Consider the following 21,146-nt stretch of genomic DNA (forward strand, 5'->3'; position numbering starts at 1 on the left):
AGTGCTGTTGAGTTCAATGGGTTTCCTCCGCTTAAAGATTATTACCTCTGACGTGGAGCTGGGTCAGGATCGTTCTAGGTTCAACCGGAAGGCGATGGGGAGCACCAGTAGGCAGTAGCCGAGCATCACCAGAACCGCATGGCGGATATCACCGGTCCAGTCAGCCAGCACGCCTCCTAACATAGGCACGGAAAAAGCCAATGTGTAGCCCACCAAAAAGGTGCTGGCGGAGAGTCGGCCGGTTTCTTCTGAAGGCACCAGCAGTGGCGGCAGCGCAACCAGCAGGATCAGAAGAATACCTGCAAAGAAACTCGTGATGGTTGCGCTGATGATGGCCGGCCAGCCGGCAAAGATCAGGGTACCGCTGAGACCAAGAATGCTCAGAATGGCCATAACGACAATCACACTTCGACGGCCTACCCACGGGCGGGCCATTTTCAGCATGAGCAGTGAGGCAAAGACCTGCACAATGTTGTACCAGAATAAGGCATCGGAAAGTTTATCGAAATGCCCCTGCTGCTCCAGCAGGTTGCCCATGTAGGCATTAAGGCCAAAGAAAGTAGATCCGGACAGCCCCAGAAGCAGACCAATTTGCACGGTGAGTGGATTTTTCCAGTCTGGTAGCCAGGCTGTTCTGCGCACGGGGCGGGCCAGATCCCGTTTCGGAAGGAACAGGGCTGCAGCTACCAGTAATGCCGGTAGGGACCAGGCCAATAAGGTGGCCCGCCAGCTGTTTTCCAGCAACGGCATGAGGATCGGCAGTGTGATGCCTGCGCCGATAAATTCACCCATCAGCATGCCGTTCATGTAGATCGCGGAGCCAATTGCCAGGTGGTGGGGCTCCAGCCAGCGAGGCAATAACGCCGGTAGGGCCGGCTGCATCATGGCGACCCCAAAGCCCATCACCGCACTGGCGATCATCAGTGTCAGGGTATCGGGTACCAAACCACGGCCAGCGGAGCCGATCACCATGATCAGCATAGCCAGAACCAGCGTATTGCGAGGGCCGATGCGGGAAATGGCCAAAGAACCGGGCATGGCACCAACAGCAAGCATCAGAATAGGTAACGTTGTGAGCGCGCCGGTAAGAGCTTGAGTCAGGCCGAGTTCGTCACTGATGTATGGCGCAAGGGGCGGTGCAACCAATACCGGGATGCGCAGATAAACCCCGGATAGCCAAAGTAACACCGCCACCGGCAGCAGTCTGGCTGGCGGTGGCGGTGTGTTAGCGGCGTAATGGGTTGCCACGGCTAACGAATCAGTCTTCGCTGGTGTCTGGCAGGTACGCGCCATCTTCGTCGTGTACTTCCTGACCGGTCACTGGTGGGTTGAAAGCACAGATCAGGCGCATGTCTTCGGTGCCACCACGCAGGGTGTGCTGGTCATGTTGATCGAGTGCGTACAGTGTACCGTCAGTGATTTCGTGAGTTTCACCGGTGGCTTTGTCAGTAATGGTGCCATTACCGGCTACGCAGTAAACCGCTTCCAGGTGGTGCTTGTACCACAGGTTCAGTTCGGCGCCGGCTGGAATAATGGTTTCGTGGAAGGAGAAGCCCATGCCGTCTTTTTTCAGCAGCATGCGGCGGCTGGTCCAGCCCGGGCCGGTAACTTCGCGCTCGGTTCCGATAATGTCTTGTACACGTACGATTTTCATTGGCATTCCTCATTGCGTGATGGAATAGCCATACAGTATAAACATGCCCGTCACTCGCGATTCAACCGCCAGTCGTCATAAGCTGACATTGCTTTTTCGATGGCCACTGCGAAACTGAGCTTCTGGGCGTGGCTTAGCGTTCGTTGTTTTCGGCAGCGCTCGAAGGCCCGTTGTATCTCTCGCCGACTGGCTTTGTCCAACTGCTCCAGCCAGTGATGACTGGCCGGTTCCAGTTCCAGCAAATCCCGGCCAGCGTGGTTTCGGTGGCTGATGTGCCACCAATGATCCACTGCCCGACCGAGAATCACATAGCCGAATTGACTGTCTTGTACCGGACCAAAGCTGGCGGATTTCAGGCCATCTTTCAATGGCCCGATATTGAGTGCGGGAAGTAGCAGACGATCACCGTAAAAATAGCTGCCTGCTGCACCAAGCAAGCCCCCTACAAGTGCACCGGCACCCAGTGACGAACCCAGAGTGAGGGCATCAACCCCGGCTCCGCCCACGGCTCCGGCTCCGAACCCTGCAGTGGCCAGATATTTCTTGCTTACGGCCCAGTGTTTTCGAGTGTCCTCAGAAAACAGGTCGTGTTGGTTGGCCCATTCCAGCTCCGCTTCCTGACGCTTTATGCGTTGGTGTTGATACAGGTGCTCAATATCCAGCCGCAAAGTTTGTTCCCGCTGACGTTGTCGTTTGTACCAGCGATCTCGCAGGGTTTCTGCCAGTGTGGCTTCACTGGTGCTGGCAACCTGATCCAGTGTCAGGGTGCGCCTTTCCTGATAGCTCATCAGGTCTTCCAGTGCCCGGGCAATGACGGCAGCAGCTTGGCGTTGACGTTGAACGCGCTGTTCCAGCAGTAGTTTGGTGGCCTGATACAGAGGTTGTTCCCAATCTGGTTCAAGTTGGCCAAATGTTCGTAACAGGCTGAGATGTTGTTCAAATGGTGCGCGAACTGCGTCAAATTTTCGTACAACCTGGAAAAACTGCCCTAGCGCTGATTGCCAGATATCGCTGTAATCGTCCGGGCCTATGCTGTTGATCAGTGCCAGACTTGGGCGCCCGGTCCAGCGCAGGATGGTCATTTCCGCTTCATGCTCTGTACTGTAAGGCACGGAACCGTCAACGACGTAAATGATACCAGCACCGTCGATGATGGGGGTGAGCAGCTCGGTTTCATCAACATATCGGTCATCCCCTTTATGTTGCAACACAAAGGCGCGCACGGTGTCAGGGTGGTCTGAGGCAGACAGACTGTGGGCTTCCAGCCATTGTAGCACCCGTCTGGGCCGTTGGAATCCTGGTGTGTCCACCAGCGTATAGAGTTGTCGGCCGTCGACGGTCAGCGGGTATGACTGGCTCGCGCGGGTGGTGCCTGGCTCCAGAGCAATGGCGATGGCATCGTTCTGGGACAGCGTCGCGACAACACTGGATTTACCCTTGTTTGGATGGCCGACAACGGCGAATACCGGTGGCTGGCTCATGATATCGCGGCTCCGCTTTGATAGGGGTTGTCGGGTGATGCGGGCAGTAATGCAATGGTGGCAAAGCCGTCAGGAAGCCTTTCGGTAAATCTCAGCCAGGGCTGAATCAAACGCTGGTCCGGAGCCTGATTGGCGTCGGCCGCCAGTGGCAAAATCATAAGACGGGTTCCTGTCGGCCAGCGCTCCCGGGCCTGATCCAGAAAATCATGCAATTCACCGGTAGGTGGCTCCCAGCTCCGGGTAACCAGAACGACGGAGGGTGAGTTTTCGCCAGTCAGTTTTTTGGCCAGAGTGGCCAGGACTTGATCGTCATCGGCTAGCGAGGCGCGCCCTCCGGCTTTCAGTATCTGGCTGTTTTGCATAAGTAGCTGCTGTGGTAATTCTGGTTCGCCCGCCCCGGCCCAGCAGATAATATGCTGAGCCTCAGGAAGTTCCCCGGGTTTGGTATGGATGCTTGTGTCTGGCAAGTCATCCGCATCGTTGTGTTGGTTGCCGGTATCCAGCGTGGGTGTTTCCATGCGGTAGGCCAAAGCTTGCATGCCCGGGTGGCGCCGCAGAAGCTGGCGGGCTTTGCGGCCAACCAGCCATTGGCTGAGTGCAAGCAGCAATATTCGGGGAATCAGTACCCAGGTTACCCAAAGCATGACGACAAAAGGCCACCACAGGCCCCATTGTTCAGGTGCGGTGCCTGCACTGCCGGGCGAGGTTCGGAAGAAACGGGTGGCTTCAACCAGCTCTTGTGATGGAACCGCGGTCGGCCAGAGTTGGCCCCATGGGATAGCCACGACTTGAATCATGCGATGATAACCTAGAGCTGCGGTATCCAGGGTCGTGCTCCAGCCAAAAGCCAGGTCCTGAATAACCAGAAGCACCAGCAGGGTCAATAAGCCGGTCGTGGCAAACAATGTGCCGCCAGTGTGGGCTGCTCGGGCCATCAGAATGGGTTGTAGCTGGGCCAGAGTCGCGCCCGGTGTTTGTTTGTTCAGGCGTCGTAAAACCCAGCGCCAGGGTTGCCATCCAGCTATTGACTGAACGGTAGTGACCAGAGCTAGTAACAGTTGTAGCAGTACGAAGGCTAGTAGAACGGTAATGTTGATGCGTTGGCCGCCATCGTAGAACAGCAGGCCGGCCATGGTGAGAATGCCGGATACTGCTCCGACTGCAGCAAAGCCGCTATTGATGCGCCGCCACTTGTGTTGAACCCGTCGGCCGCGTTGGCATGCACCTCCAGGGCCGCTAAGCCGTTCCATGTGATCCAGCCAGCGATCAGGTTCCGGGTTGATGCCCTGACGTTCACAATCCAAAGCGAAGCGTCGATCACGGCGGTGAAGAAACGCAGGGGATTGATCCCTGTCCCGCTGGCAGCGGTCATCAAAGTCCAGCAGTAGACAAAGGGGGTTGTGGCTCATGCAGTGTCCTGATGAATTCGATCGGATTTGCTTTCCTGCTAGGATATAGCCAATAACGCTAATGAAGCCAGCCGGGAAGCCTTATGCCCCACCACTTGATGAACCTGCGTAATGTGCCGGATGATGAAGCGGATGATATCCGCGCTCTGTTCGAAGAGCATGACGTGCACTATTACGAGACTCCGCCCAGCCGCTGGGGGATCAGTATGGGAGGCTTTTGGGTCCATGCTGATGATGAAGCTGCCCGGGCAAGATCTTTGCTGAACGACTATCAGGCTCGCCGCCGTGAAAGCCAGCGGTTGGAGTATCAAGCCCGCTGTGAGCGTGGTGAAACGGGATGGTGGTACCAGTTTCGCTCCCGACCGGTGGCTTTTTTGGCAGCTGTGGTGGCTATCACTGTTATTTTAGGCTTCACCCTGTTGCCCTTTGTACGCCTGGGCTGATAACTAACAATAAGATAAACCGGAGAAACCGATGAGCAATACAGAACAGTCGCCGGTGGTCTGGGCCCCGACAGAGTCCAATCTGACAGAGTCCCGAATGGGCCAGTTTAAAACCTGGCTTGAACAACAGGGGATCGGACCTTTTGCGGACTATCATGGACTGCATCAGTGGTCGATCACTGAGCTCGATACCTTCTGGCAGAAAGTCTGGGATTATTGTGGCCTTGTGAGTGCCATTCCGGCAGACAAGGTATTGGGTAAGCGGAGCATGCCCGGTACTGAGTGGTTTCCCGGTATGAAACTCAACTTTGCTGCCAACCTGCTTCGGCTGGCGGAAGGTGATCACGCGGATAAAGAAGCGGTGGTTGCTTACTGCGAAACCCGCCCGGTGTTAAGAAAAACCTATGGCGAACTGAAAGCTGATGCAGGCGCACTTGAAGTCTTCCTGCATAGTCAAGGTGTTCAGAAAGGCGATCGCGTAGCGGGTGTTGTCACCAATGGCTATGAAGCCCTTGTCGGTATGCTTGCGGCGACCAGCATGGGAGCCATCTGGAGCTCCGCTTCCCCGGATTTTGGCATGGGTGCCATCAACGACCGTTTTGGCCAGATAGAGCCTTCAGCACTGATTGTGGTGAACGGTTATGGGTACGGGGGCAAAGTATTCCCGCGCCAGAACGATTTTGCCGGGCTCATTGAAAGTTTGCCGTCACTAAAAGTGGTTGTCAGCGTCCAGCAATTGCCCGGCGAAGCGCCGGTTCCGGGCGAGCGCGTGACTACCTGGGAGCAAGCGCTGGAAGCAGGCAAAGGCCAGGCTCCGTCATATACTCCGGTTGACCCGGATCACCCGGTTTACATCCTCTATTCCTCTGGTACGACCGGGAAACCCAAATGCATTGTCCATGGAACTGCAGGTCTCCTGGTTAACCATGCCAAGGAACTCATATTACACGGTGATTTAGGTCCGGAAGATTGCTTCCTTTACTTCACTACCTGCGGCTGGATGATGTGGAACTGGCAGGCCTCCGCGTTGATGACAGGCGCGGCCGTGATTACCGTGGACGGCTCTCCCGGATATCCTGACCTCAATTTCCTCTGGGACACTGTCGCCAGGGAAAAAGTGACCCATTTTGGCACCAGTGCCCGATTCATCGCCGGTTGTCGGAAAGCGGAACTTATACCTGCTAAAACACTGGATCAGAGCCATCTTAGAATGGTGTTTTCCACGGGCTCCCCGTTGCTGCCGGAAGACTACGACTGGATGTACACCGAGGGCGCACCTAAGGCTCTGCTTGGTTCCATTGCGGGCGGTACCGACATCTGTGGCTGTTTCGTTGGCTCCACGCCCCTGTTGCCAGTACGCCGGGGTGAAATACAGTGCCGTCTCCTCGGCGTCGATGCCGTGGCTTATGGCAACGATGGCGAACCGGTCAAACAGGGCCGGGGCGAACTCGTCTGCCGCCAACCTCTGCCATCCATGCCCGTCAGCTTCTGGCAAGATCCTGACAATGAACGCTATCAGGATGCCTACTTCAACACCTTCCCCGGCGTATGGGCTCACGGCGATTTTATTGAATTCACTGAACACGGTGGCGCCATTATCTACGGCCGCTCCGACGCGACGCTTAACCCCGGCGGCGTAAGAATCGGCACCGCCGAAATCTACCGTCAGGTGGAAACCATTGCTGAAGTCAAAGACAGTCTGGTTGTCGGCCGCCAGATCGATGGCGATGTAGAAGTTGTACTGTTCATTGTTCCGGCAGCCGGCCAAACGGTTACCCGCGACCTGATCAACACAATGAAAACCAGAATCCGGCAAGGTGCCAGCCCCCGGCATGTGCCAAAACACATCGTCGAAGTGCCTGACATCCCCTACACCCGGAGTGGAAAAAAAGTAGAGCTGGCTGTGGCCAGGCTGATCAACGGGTCGACGAAAGCAGACAACCGGGATGCTTTAGGCAACCCGGAGGCATTAGACCAGATTCGGGAGCGGTTGATAGCAGAAGATTTGTTGCCCGGATAATGATTTGCAGGGGATCTGCTCGCACGGAGTCTTCACCGGGATTTTTCGAAACCAAATGAAATGTTAGAAAGTTTCGTAAATTCCCGATGTTTCATGGGCCTGTAATTGAAGATCACGCATTATTCGTACGTTCTTATACTAAGATCGTAATCCAAAAAGGCCAAAAAATGCTATCTTAGTAGGTCTATCAAAAGTTCCGAATCAGTCATTGCTCCGATCGGACGTTCACAAGACGCCCGACCCAGCCATGACCGTCCTGAACCCACCCTTTAGCCTGAGGACGAAAATGACAACATCTAAATCCAAGATTGTCTACACGCTGACCGACGAGGCTCCCGCCCTCGCAACCCGGTCACTGCTTCCTATCCTGGAAACCTTTGCCAAGCCGGCTGGAATCGAGTTCGAAACCAGTGATATCTCCCTGGCGGCGCGTATTCTGGCGACCTTTCCGGATTACCTGGAAGAAAACCAACGAGTACCGGATGCTCTGGCCGAACTGGGTGAATACACCAAAGATCCTGACGCCAACATCATTAAGCTCCCGAACGTCTCTGCGTCCATCCCTCAGTTGCGAGCCGCCATCAAAGAGCTGAACGAGAAGGGCTACAAGGTTCCGGAATACAAAGAAAGCCCTGAGACTGACGAAGAAAAAGATGCTCATGCACGTTATTCCAAAGTGCTGGGTAGTGCCGTAAACCCTGTGCTTCGGGAAGGTAACTCTGATCGTCGTGCACCGGCTGCGGTTAAAGCGTTTGCTCGAAAATTCCCCCATAGCATGGGGGAATGGAGCCCGGCTTCCCGCACCCACGTTGCCCATATGCATGGCGGCGATTTCTATTCCAGCGAGCAGTCCGTTACCCTGGACAAGGCCACTAATGCCCGCATCGTGTTCGAGAATAAAAAGGGTGAGCAAACCGTACTGAAAGCCGATCTGCCACTGCTGGAAGGCGAAGTAGTCGACGGCATGTTCATGAGCAAAAAAGCGCTCTGCAAATTCTTTGAAGATACTATCGCCGATTGTGAAAAGACCGGCGTGATGTTCTCTCTGCACGTCAAAGCGACCATGATGAAAATCTCCCACCCGATCGTGTTTGGTCACGCGGTGAAGATTTTCTATAAAGAACTGTTTGATCAGTATGGCGACCTGTTTGACGAGATTGGTGTAAATCCGAACAATGGCCTGTCGTCCGTTACGGAAAAAATCAAGCAGTTGCCGGAGTCCAAGCAGGAAGAAATCCAGGAAGCTCTGCATAAAACATACGAGCACCGCCCGGAAATCGCCATGGTTGATTCCGTTAAAGGTATCACCAACCTGCACGTACCAAGTGACGTGATCGTTGACGCCTCTATGCCGGCCATGATTCGTAACTCCGGCAAAATGTGGGCCCGTGATGGTAAGCTGAAGGACACCAAGGCGGTTATGCCTGAGTCCACCTACGCCACCATCTATCAGGAAGTGATCAACTTCTGCAAAACCCACGGTGCATTTGATCCCACAACCATGGGTACGGTGCCGAACGTTGGTCTGATGGCACAGAAAGCCGAAGAGTACGGCTCCCACGATAAAACGTTTGAAATCAAAGAAGATGGCATCGTGCGTATCGTTGCTGAAGACGGCACCGTACTGACCGAGCACAATGTGGAAGAAGGCGATATCTGGCGGGCTTGTCAGACCAAAGATCTCCCCATTCGCGACTGGGTCAAGCTGGCGGTTAAACGTGCCCGTGCCAGTGGCATGCCTGCTGTTTTCTGGCTGGATGATGAGCGTGCTCACGATGCTCAGCTTATCAAGAAGGTAAACACATACCTGAAAGACCACGACACTGAAGGTCTGGATATCCGTATCATGTCTCCGGTTCGCGCTATTCGCTGGACCATGGAACGCCTGATTCGTGGCCTGGATACCATTTCTGTAACCGGCAACGTACTGCGTGACTACCTGACTGACCTGTTCCCGATTCTGGAGCTGGGCACCAGTGCCAAGATGCTGTCTATCGTACCTCTGCTTAACGGTGGTGGTCTTTACGAGACCGGCGCTGGCGGTTCTGCACCGAAGCACGTTCAGCAGCTGGTTCAGGAAAACCATCTGCGCTGGGATTCACTGGGTGAATTCCTGGCGACGGCGGTCTCCCTGGACGAATTGGGCGAGAAGCATAATAACGCTCGCGCTCGTTTGCTGGGCCAGACTCTGGACAAAGCGACTGAGCGTCTGCTGGAGAACAATCAGTCTCCTTCCCGTGTTACCGGAGAGCTGGATAACCGTGGTTCTCACTTCCACCTGGCTTGTTACTGGGCAGAAGAGCTGGCTAAGCAAGACAGTGATAAAGAACTGAAAGAATTCTTCTCTAAATTGTCGAAGCAACTGGAAGACAATAAAGAGAAAATTCTGGATGAGATGACTCAGGTTCAAGGCCATCCAGTGGATATTGGCGGTTATTATTTTGCGCCTGCCGAGAAGGTATCTGCGGTCATGCGGCCGAGTGCTACCTTCAACCGGATTCTGAGCGAAGCTCAGGCATCGGTGAACTGAAGCTTGGTTGCAGGCCGGGCTAACCCCCGGCTCTGCACCAAAACCCCGGCAAGTCTTTGACTTTCCGGGGTTTTTATTTTTAAGTATTTGCCTGGTTTCCGTTGCTTGTATCAGCCGGAGTTGCTGAGTTGTAGTGATGTGAAACGGGCACCAGTCAAGCGTGCCAGATCTGCGGGCGCAAGTTCGATCTCAAGGCCACGTTTGCCAGCACTGACAAAAACGGTATCGAACTGTCCGGCTGAAGCATCGATAAAGGTTTTCAAGCGTTTCTTCTGGCCTAAAGGACTGACACCACCCAGTACATAGCCGGTGCTCCGCTGAACCTCCTGCTTGTCTGCCATGGCAGCTTTCTTTGCACCTGCGGCTTTGGCAAGCAGCTTGAGGCTGAGCATCGCCGTGACGGGTACCACGGCAACCGCGAGTTCTTTGCCGTCAATGGCGACTACCAGGGTTTTAAATACCTGGTTTGGATTTACCCCCATTTTTTCCGCAGCCTCGTTACCATAGCTTTCAGCAGAGGGGTCGTGCTCGTATTCATGGACGGTGTAGCTGACTTTTGCTTTTTTTGCGGCGAGAATTCCGGGCGTCATTAGAGTTCCTGTTGCCTTAACGGGGTGGCCGAATTAAAGCATGCCTGGAGTCTCAGTTCATCCCTGACGGAATACCGGCCAGAGTGCTGAAATCTCTCCCAGACTGCTGTCAAAGACCGCAAGGTCGCCGAATTGCAATAACACCGACTCGCTTTGATGCGGGCGAAGGAACACCCAGTCACCGGGATTAAGAGCAACATCGCGGGCAAGGTTCAGCATCTCCTGATTGCTGGATCGTCCGTATATGCGGTTATTCACCAGCCCCGGAGGGGAGACCAGGCTAGCTTTCCAATAGCCGCCATAAATAAAAGCCGTGCGACTGTGGTTCGGGTTCCAGAGGGATTGCAGCTTACCCAGTCCGGGTGCGCCGGGAATTTGAGTATTGTTCAGAAGTTTCAGCACGGGGGCGGCAATGAAGGTTGCTTGCTGGTGATCCGAAAGAGTGGGCAGGTCAAAATCTGAGGGCATAACCAGCCCCGACCCTGCGGACAGCTCATTAGCAGGAACACTTGCGCTCATACCTCGATAGAGTTGGTAAGTCGTGGAACCGCCGGTGTTCAGTGTTAAATCCGAAATGTTGCGCCCCAGTGTCCTTTCTGCTGTATCGACAAGTTGCTGATAGCGGGCCATGGCCTGGTCACGTAGCCATCCAGATGGGCCTGGTGCCTTCATAATGTGGGGCTCGTAACCCATAAATCCACTGAAGCTTAGCCACGGCGATTGTTCAATTGCGGTCAGGGCGCGAGCAACTCCTTCGTTGCTGGCAAAGCCACCGCGATGGAGGCCAATATCAATTTCAAGATTTACCCGCATCGGTTGCTTCAGTTGTGCGGCCAGATTGTCGTATTTAGACAGTCGAGCCTCGGAGTCAACCAGCCACTGAAGTTGGCGTTCGGGCCTGAAACCTGTAAGGCCAGCTCCGTGTTCCCGATAGAAGTGGGCAGCGGCCGCAACGGGAAAGGGTTTGCCGAGAAGAATGTCGGATTCTGGCATGGTGTGGGCAATGAGGTTGAGATGTGGTTGATGGAACAGCATCAGTTTTTGTGTGCCGGTACCCGCCATTACTCGCTGCAGCAGAGATAAAGACGGCAGTGATTTCACCACAACCCGATAGGAATACTCGCCGTTGATATGCTTCGTTAGCACCTGAATATTGTGGTCCAGCCTTTTCCGGTCTATCACCAGGGTGGGCTTGGCCAGCCCCCTCTTATCCAGAGCCCGCTGCAGGTTCAGAAAATAGCTGGAGTGTCCCGCTTGTTCCGCTTCGGGTTTAAGCCAGCCAGCAACGCCCAGACCGCCTGCAGCCACACCGGTCAGAAGTAACCGGCGTCGTTGTTTCAGAAACGCAGTACTGTGAGTCATGGTAGCGCCTATACCGTTGCTTTCGAACGGGTGAATAACTGGGCCAGATATGGGTTAAGAAAACGGCCATTCGGGTCCAGATGCTCTCGCACTTCACAGAATTCTTGCCATTTCGGGTATAACGCCTGAAAGTCATTTGCCGTGAGCGTATTCAGCTTGCCCCAGTGCGGCCGACCGCCGTAGTGTCGCAGAATGGGTTCCACTGCAGTAAATAAAGCGGTGTAGTCGTCCTCGAAGAAACGGTGTACGGCAATAGAGACAGAATCCCGCCGATAGAAAGGGCTGAGCCAGGCGTCATCGCCTTTCACAAACCGGACTTCAACGGGGAAGAACACCTCTGGGAATTTTGTTTCGATGAGTTCCATGACTTTCCGGAAAGCGACCTGCCAGTTCTCTCGTGGCAGGTGGTACTCCATTTCATTGAAGCGTACATTCCGGTCGCTGGTGTAGTTCTGCCAGGATGACGCAACCTTCACCTCGGTGCTGAGGGTTCGCATGTAGCTGCCCAGAATCAGGCGGCGCAAGCGTGGTGACCATGACAGGTAATCCCGTGCTTGTTGAAGATCCCGCGCGCCATCGTTCTGGTCTATCGCCGGGGTTTCAGAAGCCGGTTCATTCGTGATGTCGTGAATGCTGGTGAAGCCCATTCCTGAAAAGGGAATGTAATAGAATTCGTAATTCCGGTGTTTACCGGCCATCGTGTCGGCGGTCGTAAGAATGTCATCGATGGCGAGCCATTCGGTCGTCTTTCTCAGCCGGTAAGGCCTGCTGTTCTGCAGTATTACATCGGTTACGAAGCCCAGGCTGCCAAGGCTCACCCTTGCTGCCTGGAAAATATCCGGATTATGGTCACGGCTGCATTGAATGACCTCTCCTTGGGCGGTCACCAGCGTCAGCCCTTCAATGTAGCCTGATAAGCTCATCAGCGTTGCTCCGGTACCGTGGGTGGCGGTGGCGAGTAGCCCGCCCAGTGATTGCTGGTCAATATCCGGCATGTTGAACAACGCTTGATTAACACTCTCAAGCGGTCGGCCCAGCTGGCCGAGTAGCGTGCCGGTTGCTATTCGCGCGCGGCACCGAGAGTCATCGTGGCTGAGGATGCCGTTGAGCCGGGCCAATGAGACCAGAATGTCGTTGGTCGGAACCAGCGGAGAGAATGAATGCCCAGAGCCAACCGGGCGGAGTCTGGAATTTTTATGGCCTGGGTTCGCCACTATTTCCTGCAGTTCGCTGATACTCGATGGGGCTAACCGGTGGCTTGGAGTAGAGCTTTGACAGCCGGACCAGTTTCTCCAGGTCAGCTGGGCGGGTGTCGTAGCCGGATTGTTGGTGCCAGAAGCTGTTTGAGCATGGCTAAGGCTGGGCCAGCCTGTTTGGCTGGCAATGGCGGTACCCACCAATAAGTTCAGAAAATGCCGTCGTTCCATGAAAGCTGCTCCTAAGGTTTAGCGGGTGTTGCCATGAAGGTGATCAACGTTTGAAATTCGCTGGCGTTGCAGTCCATGCACAGGCCATAAGGCGGCATACCGCCCTTGCCAGAAACTACATTGTTTACCAGGGTCTCCATGCCCTGCGCCAACCGGGGCTGCCAGGCAGCACTGTGACCGGTGAGTGGTGCGTCGGAGGCGCCACGGCTGTGGCAGGCCATGCAGGAGCGTTGATAGACCTCCGCTACCTGAGCGTCATCCGGAACGGCAGATTGCGCATAATTAACGATGGTTTGTGAAGGCTGAGATGTGTCGGTGCATGCGCTGGTGGCGCAGGCGGTAGCCAGCGCGAAGAGCGCGGACAGGCACTGTTTGGAGAAGAATTTTGAGAACATAATTATTGTTAAACGTAATTGAGTGTCACGTTTAGTTTTGGTTAAGTGCTCAAAAAATGCAAGTCTGACTCGACGCCACGCTGGTCACTGGCTATTTTTGCTATAGGAGTGCAATACATTAGAAAGGAATAATTCATGGAACATCTCCCACCCGAAGACGGGGGGTTTAATCGGTTGCGTAAACATCATGGCCCTCTGCGGAGATCGTTGTGGGTTGTTCTAGTGTATTTGGTGGCAGGCCTGGCCTGGATTAGCTTTTCCGACCAGGCTGTGGAAGCCTGGTTTCCGGATACCCGCACGTTATCGGAGATACAAACCTGGAAAGGCTTTCTGTTTGTTGTTGTGACTGGCTTTACACTGTTTATTGTGGTGTTCCGTCAGCTCAGCAAAGATCGAATGTTGCTGTCATTGCAGGCTCGTCAGCGCCGGGAATTACGACACCGCGAAAGGCAGTTAACGGTGTTGATGGATAACCTGCCAGGAATGGCTTTCCGTTGCCGGGATGATGGCGTGGGCACCCTACTCTTTGCGTCTGCTGGCTGTGAGCAGCTCACGGGCTATAGCCCGGAAGAGCTGGTTGATCGCGGCGTTGTCAGTTTTATTGATCTAATCGTTGAAGCTAAGCGTGGCGAGGTCGCTCGGGAAATTTCCGGAACGGCTCAGACTGGGGCCCATTTTTCTGTGGAGTACCCTATAACCCGAAAAGATGGACGGAAGGTTTGGGTCTGGGCGCGTGGTTGTGGTCTGAAGGAGGATGATGGCTCCACGGTGCTTGAAGGGATTGTTCTGGATATCTCCGACCGTAAAAAACTGGAACAGGAACTGGAAAAAATGGCCACGAGAGATTCTCTCACGGGGCTGCTGAATCGCCGCGAACTGAACAGGGTACTCGAGGAAGAGTTAGTCAGGGCGCAGCGCTATCAGCGCCCACTGGCCATTTTGTGGATAGACTTCGATCATTTTAAAAATATTAATGATAATTGGGGGCATGCGGCCGGCGATCTTGTTTTATGCTCAGTCAGCAGGATTCTGGAGTCAAGCGTTAGAAGTGTGGACTCGGTAGGCCGTTTTGGTGGTGAGGAATTCGTGGTTGTACTGCCTGAGATGGGTGAAAAAGAAGCTTTAGAAACCGCTGAGCGATTGCGCAAGAAAGTACGCCACAAGCCAGTGCAGCTTGAATCCGGGCACAAGGTGCCGGTAACGGTCAGCATTGGGGTTTCAGTTTATCCGATCCATGGTACCAGCCTTGGCACACTGTCAGCTGCGGCGGATAAGGCGATGTATCAGGCCAAAAAGCAAGGCCGGGACTGTGTGGCCATAGCGCCGCCGGCGATGCGGGTACATAATGAAACGACATGAGGCCGGGGTGCCCGGCCGAAAACAGTGCCCCAAAGAGGGCAACATCGAACAATGACAACTATAAAAGGCGTTAGTTATGCATTCACTCGCCCGTCGTGCCCTGCACGCATGTAAGGTTCCTCAGGATCTTTCAACGGTTACGTACCGGGACAGTTCAGGTGAACATCCTGAGCAGGCTGGTGTGTCCTGGGATGCGGTAGAGGCGGTCTGGAAAAGCGTGGAATCACTGTATCGCACCGGAGTTCATCCGGGCATACAGGTATCGGTAAGGCACCGGGGCGAACAAATATTACACCGGGCGCTGGGGCATACCCATGGCAATGGCCCGAGTGATTCCCCGGCCGTACCACGTATACCCATGACCACGGAAACCCCCATTTGCTACTTTTCCGCATCGAAGGCTGTTACGGCACTGTTGATGCACATGCTGGCCGAACAGGGGCTGGTAAACCTGATGGACCCGGTGTCCTACTATTGCCCTGAGTTTGGTAAGAACGGTAAACGAACCATAACGGTTCATCAGATTTTGTCTCACCGGGGGGGAATTCCAGCCATCTCGAAAGACACGCCTATTGATGTGTTATGGGATCGTGACGAAATATGGCGTTTGCTCTGTGCTGCACGGCCGGTGGAAGTTGATGGTGCCAAGGTGGCCTATCATGCGATTACTGGTGGATTTGTGCTTCAGCGCGTGCTGGAGAAAGTCACCGGCGATAGTATTGAGAACTACCTGGATAAATACCTGCGCAAGCCCATGGGGATGCGGTGGTTTACCTATGGCGTGGCGCCGGAGCATTTACATGAATTGGCGTCAAATTACGCCACAGGCCCTACGCCACGTTTTCCGGTGTCTTGGATTGTGAACCGGGCGCTCGGGGGTGACATTCAAACCGTTGCACGGGTAACTAATGACCCCCGGTTCCAGGAAGCTGTTATTCCCGCTGGCAATTTGTGCGGTACTGCTGAAGAAATGAATCGTTTCTTCCAGATGATGCTGAATGGTGGGTTATGGGAAGGCAAGCGAATCTGCAGTGAAATCACCATTCGCAGAGCAATTCAGCAGTTTGGTTCGCTGCAGATGGATAGGACCATGTTGATCCCTATGCGTTTCAGTGCTGGGATGATGCTCGGTGGGAATCCGGTAGGGCTCTGGGGCCCACAAAGCAGGTATGCCTTTGGCCACGTAGGGCTGATTAACAAGTTCTGTTGGGCGGACTCAGCGAGAGATATATCGGTCAGCCTTCTGAATACAGGTTTTCCGATAGTCGGGCATCATTTGCCCGCTCTGGCACGCTTTGTTTATACCGTGGGTAAGCAGTTCCCGGTTTTGCCGGACAACAAGCAGCGTTTGCTGGCGCCAGCGTGAAGCTGTTTTAGTGGTAACGGGTGGGTAAACATAAACGAAACCTGGCTTAGCGGGATTGCGTTTTGTCTGACAGTTCGGCAGACTCCGTGCGTTGGAAATGGATTTTCACTAAACTCAATGGATGAGACCCTGCGTTATGAACCGATCAAACGTTCCCATACCCGAATTTCGCCATGTTGAGCTGGGGCAGCACGACAGTGTTCGCAGCCATGTGCAGCAGCAGGTTTGTGATGAAGTGCGGCAGCTTGAGCGCCGGATAGCATCGCTGAGGTTAGTGCAGGCTCCCCACGCGGAGATCATGATATCCGCCTATGAACGGATGATCCGTCGCAAGAAAGGCTTTCTGCAGAACTGGGGGATGTAAAATTTAGCCCCGGTTACCCGAATACGCCGCCGTCCACTCTGTTTTTGCCCGGTCCTCTGTCTGAGTGACGCAGTAATCCGGGTTGGAAATAGTTGGTATATCTTCCGGGTTTTCATAGTCCTCCGGGTTTGCGTCCGGGTCCTGTATTCTTGAGGGTTCGCCGTTCGACGTGTAGATCTGTACTTTGTTCATGGCATAGTTCAGTTCTATTCTCAGGCAGTCAGGGCTGGTGTCATCAAGAACCACGCCATGCCGGCTGAGATCGAGCACCGGGTGTTCGCTGTTTTTAATAAATAGCGTGTCTTTCTGGGCTGCGCCTACGAACTCCTGTCGAAGCTCAATACCGCCGTGGTTACGGCTGACAAAGTCAGCGGTAGCCAGCTCTGGCTGGTTATAGCCGGTGCTCCCGAATTGACCGGCGCTGAATCGTGCTCCGGCCAGTACGCTGATGAGTTCTGGCTGCCGGGCCTGCTCAGATACATCGACGCTGCGAGCCACGTACTGAATGGTGCGGTAGACTTTTTCATCGAGGCTGCTTTCATCTGGCCCCTTTGGCAGGTAGCGCCAGTCGAGCGTCTGGTAATACCACTCCCGGTTGTTAAGGGGTTCCTGATTCTGGCTTGCTTCCTGGTCAGTAAACCGAATCAGGGCGCCTGCGCTGCGTGAGTTGTAAGTACCCGCAATGCTGTCGGCTATCCGGTTGCTGATGTACTCGCGCCCGGCGTCAAAGTTGTCCACCTGGCCCACGCTGATCACCTGATGGATAAGATCCAGTGGGTTTCGGACTTCCGTATAGTTTTTTCCATCTTCTGCCGGTGTTGCACCAATAAAGATATCAATATGACGCCGGATTTCCTCAGCCGTCTGATGATTTTCAGGGGTGTTATCGATCCCTGTAGGCTCAATACCGGGATAGTAATCACTGAAAAGAGTATGACTGAGGGTGTCAGGCGCCTGAGGCGTGTCGGCCAGGTCAAATGTCGAAAACGTGAGGTCTACATCGTTGGCGGGATTAAGTGTTGTGGAGCCTGAGCTATCGGAGTTACACCCTGCCAGTGCGGCTACAGTTAAAGGAATAGCGGTAAAAAGACAGGAATATCTCATTTCAGGCGACCCCAGGGTGCGAAAATCGTTATGAACGGCTAAAGTGATGTGTGCTGACAATAAACGATAAAGTATACAGCTGCCCGCTCGGAGATCACATTTTGCACCAACGGTTTACCGATGCCCTGGTTCGGGTGCTTCTCAGGTTTTTGATCCTGGTTTTTATTGTCTTACCTTCATTGGTTTTGGCCCAGACAGGCAGTTGTCATGACGGCCAGCTGCTTCTCGGCGATAATACCGAAAGTATCCGGGATCTTGGCGGCTGCCTTTCATACATTGAAGACCGGGATCACAGCCTGACTATTGGTCAGGTGCTAGCCCTCTCCCCAGGCGACTTCACCCACCATAACGGTGGAGTGTTGAACTTTGGTTATACAGAATCTGCCTACTGGGCACGGTTTGATCTGAATGCCCGGAACCTGAAATCCTCATCAGACTGGATGCTGGAGCTGGCGTTGCCGTTGGTTGATGAGGTCCGCCTTTACCTGGTTCGCGATGGCGAGGTGATCAGTCAACGGCAGGCGGGTTATTACGATGACTGGGAAGACCGTGATCTGGCGGTGCCCAATCCGACATTCCGTCTGAAACTTCAGCCGGGCACCACGACCACCGTCTTCCTGCGTATTACTAATACCAATGCGTTTCGGCTGCCCATTACCCTCTGGCATCCCGACAACTACATTGAAAAAATGTCCATAGACGAAGCGATTCGTGGTGTGCTGCTCGGCTCTATTCTCGCGATTCTGGCGTACAACCTGTTTGTGGCCGTGTCTGTACGTGAACGCAGTCATATTTACTATCTGCTTTACCTCTTGGGTGCCGCGACCTTTACTGCGACCGAGCAGGTGCATGGGTTTCAGTTGCTTGAACACCGCCCGGCGTTGCTGAGCAAGGAATATCTGCACTTCCAGATTATTTTTACTCTGTTCTTCGGGCTGCTGATGGCCCGTTCATTGCTGGAAACCCGGCAGCGGTCGCCAGACCTGGACCACGTCCTCGTACTGTGCCTCTACGCCGTTGTTGCGACCTTTGTGCTGTCACTCTTCATGCCGTATTCAGTGACGATGGAATGGATTGTGGTGGCGTCTATCCTGCTCAGCAGCATTCTGATTGTGGTGAGTTATCTCTCATGGCGTTACTACAACCCGGCTGCTCGTGCATATTTCTTTGCCTGGACTCTGGCCCTGATTGGTTTTGGCGTATACGCACTTACGGTAATGGGTTATTTACCGCTGAACACGTTTACTTCATATGCCCCCCAGTTCGGGCTGACAGCTCAGGTAATTTTGTTCTCGTTTGCCCTCGCCGACCAGATCAAACAGGTCCAGGGCGAAGCGTTGGCCTGGAACAAACGGGCTCTGGCCAACCTTCAACGTTACCAATCCTTGTTTGATAACGTGATTGAAGGTGTATTTCAGATGTCGCCAAACCGGCGCTTTGTGACGGCTAACCCGGCGATGGCAAAGTTGCTGGGTTACAAAAGCAGCCGGGAGTTACTGCAGCAGAACCCTGACGTGCTGGAAACCTGCATTGCCGACGAGCAGTTGCGGCGGTTGGTTGTGGCACAGCTGGAAATGAAAGGCACGGTTAAGGGAGTTGAGGCCAACTATGTGACCCGGGCGGGGGAAGAACGCTGGGCGACTATCTCGCTACACACTGTATACGATGGGGACGGTTTGCCCCTGCACCTGGAAGGCACATGTATTGATGCAACTGAAAGCCATCAGCGTCTTCAGGTCGAGCGGGAGCGGGAGCAGGAACGGCTGGAAAAAGAACTTGCCCGGAACTCGGCTCAAGCCAAGAGTCAGTTCCTGGCAAACATGAGTCACGAAATCCGAACGCCGCTGGCAGCCATTATTGGCTACGGTGAAACGTTGCTGGACCCAGACCTGGATGATGACGAAAAGCGAGATAGTGCGGAAACCGTTGTTCGAAGTGGACGGCATTTGCTGGAGTTGGTTAATGACATTCTTGATCACTCAAAAATCGATGCCAATAAGCTTGATGTGGATGTAGTACCCGTTAACCTTCCGGAAATGCTGGACGAAATACGAGCTTTTTTTGCGCCCAGAGCGACAGAAAAGGGTCTCGATTTCAGCATTGTTTGCGATTATCCGCTGCCAGAAAAGATTCAGACAGACCCTACCCGATTCCGGCAAATTATTATTAATTTGTGTGGAAATGCGCTTAAATTTACTGAAAATGGCTCTATCTCGCTCATTGTTCGCTGCGACAGAGAGCGGGAAATGCTTTATGCCCGAGTGGTAGACACCGGTATTGGCATGAAGCCGGAACAACTCGGCAGATTGTTTGATCCCTTTGCTCAGGGAAGCAGCGGGATTTCGCGGCAGTACGGCGGCACCGGGCTTGGCCTGAGTATTTCCCGCCGGTTGGCGGAATTGCTGGGTGGCAGTATTCAGGTCACCAGTACTTATGGCGAAGGCAGTGAGTTTGAGGTGTATATCAGTACTGGCCCGCTTGATGAGGTTCATTTCTTACGGGATGCTTCGGAGTTCACACAGCATCGCCGTGCTATTTCGGTGGTAGTGGCACCGCAGTTGTCGGGTCGGATACTGTGCGCTGAAGATAACGAGCTGAACCGGCGCCTGGTCTCCTTGCTGGTTGGCCGGACCGGTGCAGATTTGGTGCACGTGTCCAATGGTGCTGAGGCGCTTGAGCGAGCCACCAAAGAGCCGTTTGACCTGATACTGATGGATATCCAGATGCCGGTCATGAACGGGCGTGATGCGACAGCAGCGCTGCGTGAGGCGGGCATTAACACGCCGATCATTGCTCTGACAGCCAATGTGATGACCGAAGATATTGCCGAATATCGTTTGGCCGGTTGTAATGAACACCTTGCAAAACCCATTGATAAACAGTGCTTTTACGAAGCGCTGAGCCGGTATCTTCCGTTGTCTCCAGACCAGCAGGAACAGGCGGAGCGACGATACAGTGGTCGGGTGTTGGTGGCGGAAGACAGTGACGATAATCGCCGTTTGGTAGAGCGCATGTTGCGGCGCACGGGTGCGGAGCCTGTCATGGTTGCGTCGGGTGATGAAGCTGTGCGTACGGCCTTGGCCGATACCGTGCATCTTGTGTTGATGGACCGGCATATGCCGGGTATGGATGGGGTCGCGGCTACCCGCTTGTTACGGCAGGCGGGTTTCCGTCGTCCCATTATTGCGTTTACTGCCGGTGACCAGGCTGAGAATGATGCCTTGCTGGAGGCCGGCTGTGACGGTGTTCTGAGTAAGCCGATTGATCAAGGCCATCTTGAGGCCTTGCTCGACAGGTATATGCGAACCGCACCGTCGGGGATGGAAGCTGTTGAAGAAGGTATCGGGCATTTATCCTCAAGATTTCTTGCTGGGCTTGCGGGCCGGCGGCAACGCATGAATGACGCACTGAGCGCCAGGGATCTTGTTGGCTTGCAGCTAGAAAGTCATCAAATTAAGGGTACAGCCGGTGCCATGGGGTATCCGTCGATGACTGAGCAGGCTGCTGTTCTGGAGCAGTGTATCAGGACTGAAGTTCCGGATTGGGGCCATCTCGGTTCGGAGTTAGCAAAGCTTAACGACATGATCAGTCAGGCCCTGGCAGAAGCTGGCCAGGAAACCGGGACTACAAAGGAATAGACGA

16 protein-coding genes are annotated in these 21,146 nt (G+C 54.2%); 7 read left to right on the plus strand and 9 right to left on the minus strand.

The features are described 5' to 3' along the window. Positions 1-63: 63 nt before the first annotated feature. The 4 genes from ABYA77_RS09730 to ABYA77_RS09745 are packed head-to-tail and all read right to left on the minus strand — an operon-like array spanning position 64 to position 4,544. On the minus strand, positions 64-1,248 hold the full coding sequence (locus ABYA77_RS09730) for a CynX/NimT family MFS transporter (RefSeq protein ID WP_372965800.1): 1,185 nt from the start codon (positions 1,246-1,248) through the stop codon (positions 64-66). Positions 1,249-1,258: 10 nt separating this feature from the next. Beyond that, positions 1,259-1,654 (minus strand): ectoine synthase, encoded by a 396-nt coding sequence (locus ABYA77_RS09735; protein ID WP_114335060.1) that lies wholly within the window; start codon positions 1,652-1,654, stop codon positions 1,259-1,261. Positions 1,655-1,704: 50 nt separating this feature from the next. After that, positions 1,705-3,135 (minus strand): GTPase/DUF3482 domain-containing protein, encoded by a 1,431-nt coding sequence (locus ABYA77_RS09740; protein WP_372965768.1) that lies wholly within the window; start codon positions 3,133-3,135, stop codon positions 1,705-1,707. Next, on the minus strand, positions 3,132-4,544 hold the full coding sequence (locus ABYA77_RS09745; RefSeq protein WP_372965769.1) for a DUF2868 domain-containing protein: 1,413 nt from the start codon (positions 4,542-4,544) through the stop codon (positions 3,132-3,134). The genes ABYA77_RS09740 and ABYA77_RS09745 overlap by 4 nt, the downstream gene beginning before the upstream one ends. 83 nt (positions 4,545-4,627) lie before the next feature. On the opposite strand from ABYA77_RS09745, the gene ABYA77_RS09750 reads away from it, so the two are divergent. From ABYA77_RS09750 to ABYA77_RS09760, 3 genes are all read left to right on the plus strand, one after another. Next, positions 4,628-4,987, plus strand: a complete 360-nt coding sequence (locus ABYA77_RS09750; RefSeq protein ID WP_372965770.1) for a DUF6164 family protein — start codon at positions 4,628-4,630, stop codon at positions 4,985-4,987. 31 nt (positions 4,988-5,018) lie between these two features. Then, entirely contained in the window at positions 5,019-7,007 is a 1,989-nt protein-coding gene (locus tag ABYA77_RS09755; RefSeq protein WP_372965771.1) for an acetoacetate--CoA ligase, read from the plus strand. A 286-nt stretch (positions 7,008-7,293) separates the two neighbouring features. After that, positions 7,294-9,537 carry an NADP-dependent isocitrate dehydrogenase gene (locus tag ABYA77_RS09760; RefSeq protein ID WP_372965772.1) on the plus strand — a complete coding sequence of 748 codons (2,244 nt, stop codon included), beginning with the start codon at positions 7,294-7,296 and terminating at the stop codon, positions 9,535-9,537. Between the two features lie 110 nt (positions 9,538-9,647). Here ABYA77_RS09760 and ybaK read toward each other — a convergent pair whose 3' ends face one another. Genes ybaK through ABYA77_RS09780 form a run of 4 tightly spaced genes read right to left on the minus strand, consistent with a single transcriptional unit; the run spans position 9,648 to position 13,311 of the window. After that, positions 9,648-10,127, minus strand: a complete 480-nt coding sequence (gene ybaK / locus ABYA77_RS09765; protein ID WP_372965773.1) for a Cys-tRNA(Pro) deacylase — start codon at positions 10,125-10,127, stop codon at positions 9,648-9,650. A gap of 57 nt (positions 10,128-10,184) precedes the next feature. Beyond that, complete coding sequence (locus tag ABYA77_RS09770; RefSeq protein ID WP_372965774.1) at positions 10,185-11,489, minus strand: DSD1 family PLP-dependent enzyme; 1,305 nt, start codon at positions 11,487-11,489, stop codon at positions 10,185-10,187. An 8-nt stretch (positions 11,490-11,497) separates the two neighbouring features. Continuing rightward, positions 11,498-12,916, minus strand: a complete 1,419-nt coding sequence (locus tag ABYA77_RS09775; RefSeq protein WP_372965775.1) for a D-arabinono-1,4-lactone oxidase — start codon at positions 12,914-12,916, stop codon at positions 11,498-11,500. Between the two features lie 11 nt (positions 12,917-12,927). Next, on the minus strand, positions 12,928-13,311 hold the full coding sequence (locus ABYA77_RS09780; RefSeq protein WP_372965776.1) for a cytochrome c5 family protein: 384 nt from the start codon (positions 13,309-13,311) through the stop codon (positions 12,928-12,930). A 135-nt stretch (positions 13,312-13,446) separates the two neighbouring features. On the opposite strand from ABYA77_RS09780, the gene ABYA77_RS09785 reads away from it, so the two are divergent. From ABYA77_RS09785 to ABYA77_RS09795, 3 genes are all read left to right on the plus strand, one after another. Next, entirely contained in the window at positions 13,447-14,670 is a 1,224-nt protein-coding gene (locus tag ABYA77_RS09785) for a diguanylate cyclase (protein ID WP_372965777.1), read from the plus strand. Between the two features lie 76 nt (positions 14,671-14,746). Next, entirely contained in the window at positions 14,747-16,036 is a 1,290-nt protein-coding gene (locus ABYA77_RS09790; RefSeq protein WP_372965778.1) for a serine hydrolase domain-containing protein, read from the plus strand. Between the two features lie 136 nt (positions 16,037-16,172). Continuing rightward, positions 16,173-16,400: a hypothetical protein gene (locus ABYA77_RS09795; protein ID WP_372965779.1), complete on the plus strand. Its 228-nt coding sequence runs from the start codon at positions 16,173-16,175 to the stop codon at positions 16,398-16,400. A 3-nt stretch (positions 16,401-16,403) separates the two neighbouring features. Here ABYA77_RS09795 and ABYA77_RS09800 read toward each other — a convergent pair whose 3' ends face one another. Then, complete coding sequence (locus tag ABYA77_RS09800; RefSeq protein ID WP_372965780.1) at positions 16,404-17,504, minus strand: hypothetical protein; 1,101 nt, start codon at positions 17,502-17,504, stop codon at positions 16,404-16,406. A gap of 101 nt (positions 17,505-17,605) precedes the next feature. On the opposite strand from ABYA77_RS09800, the gene ABYA77_RS09805 reads away from it, so the two are divergent. Further along, entirely contained in the window at positions 17,606-21,142 is a 3,537-nt protein-coding gene (locus tag ABYA77_RS09805) for a response regulator (RefSeq protein ID WP_372965781.1), read from the plus strand. Positions 21,143-21,146 lie beyond the last annotated feature (4 nt).

The organism is Marinobacter sp. (assembly GCF_041595835.1).
Lineage (GTDB): Bacteria > Pseudomonadota > Gammaproteobacteria > Pseudomonadales > Oleiphilaceae > Marinobacter.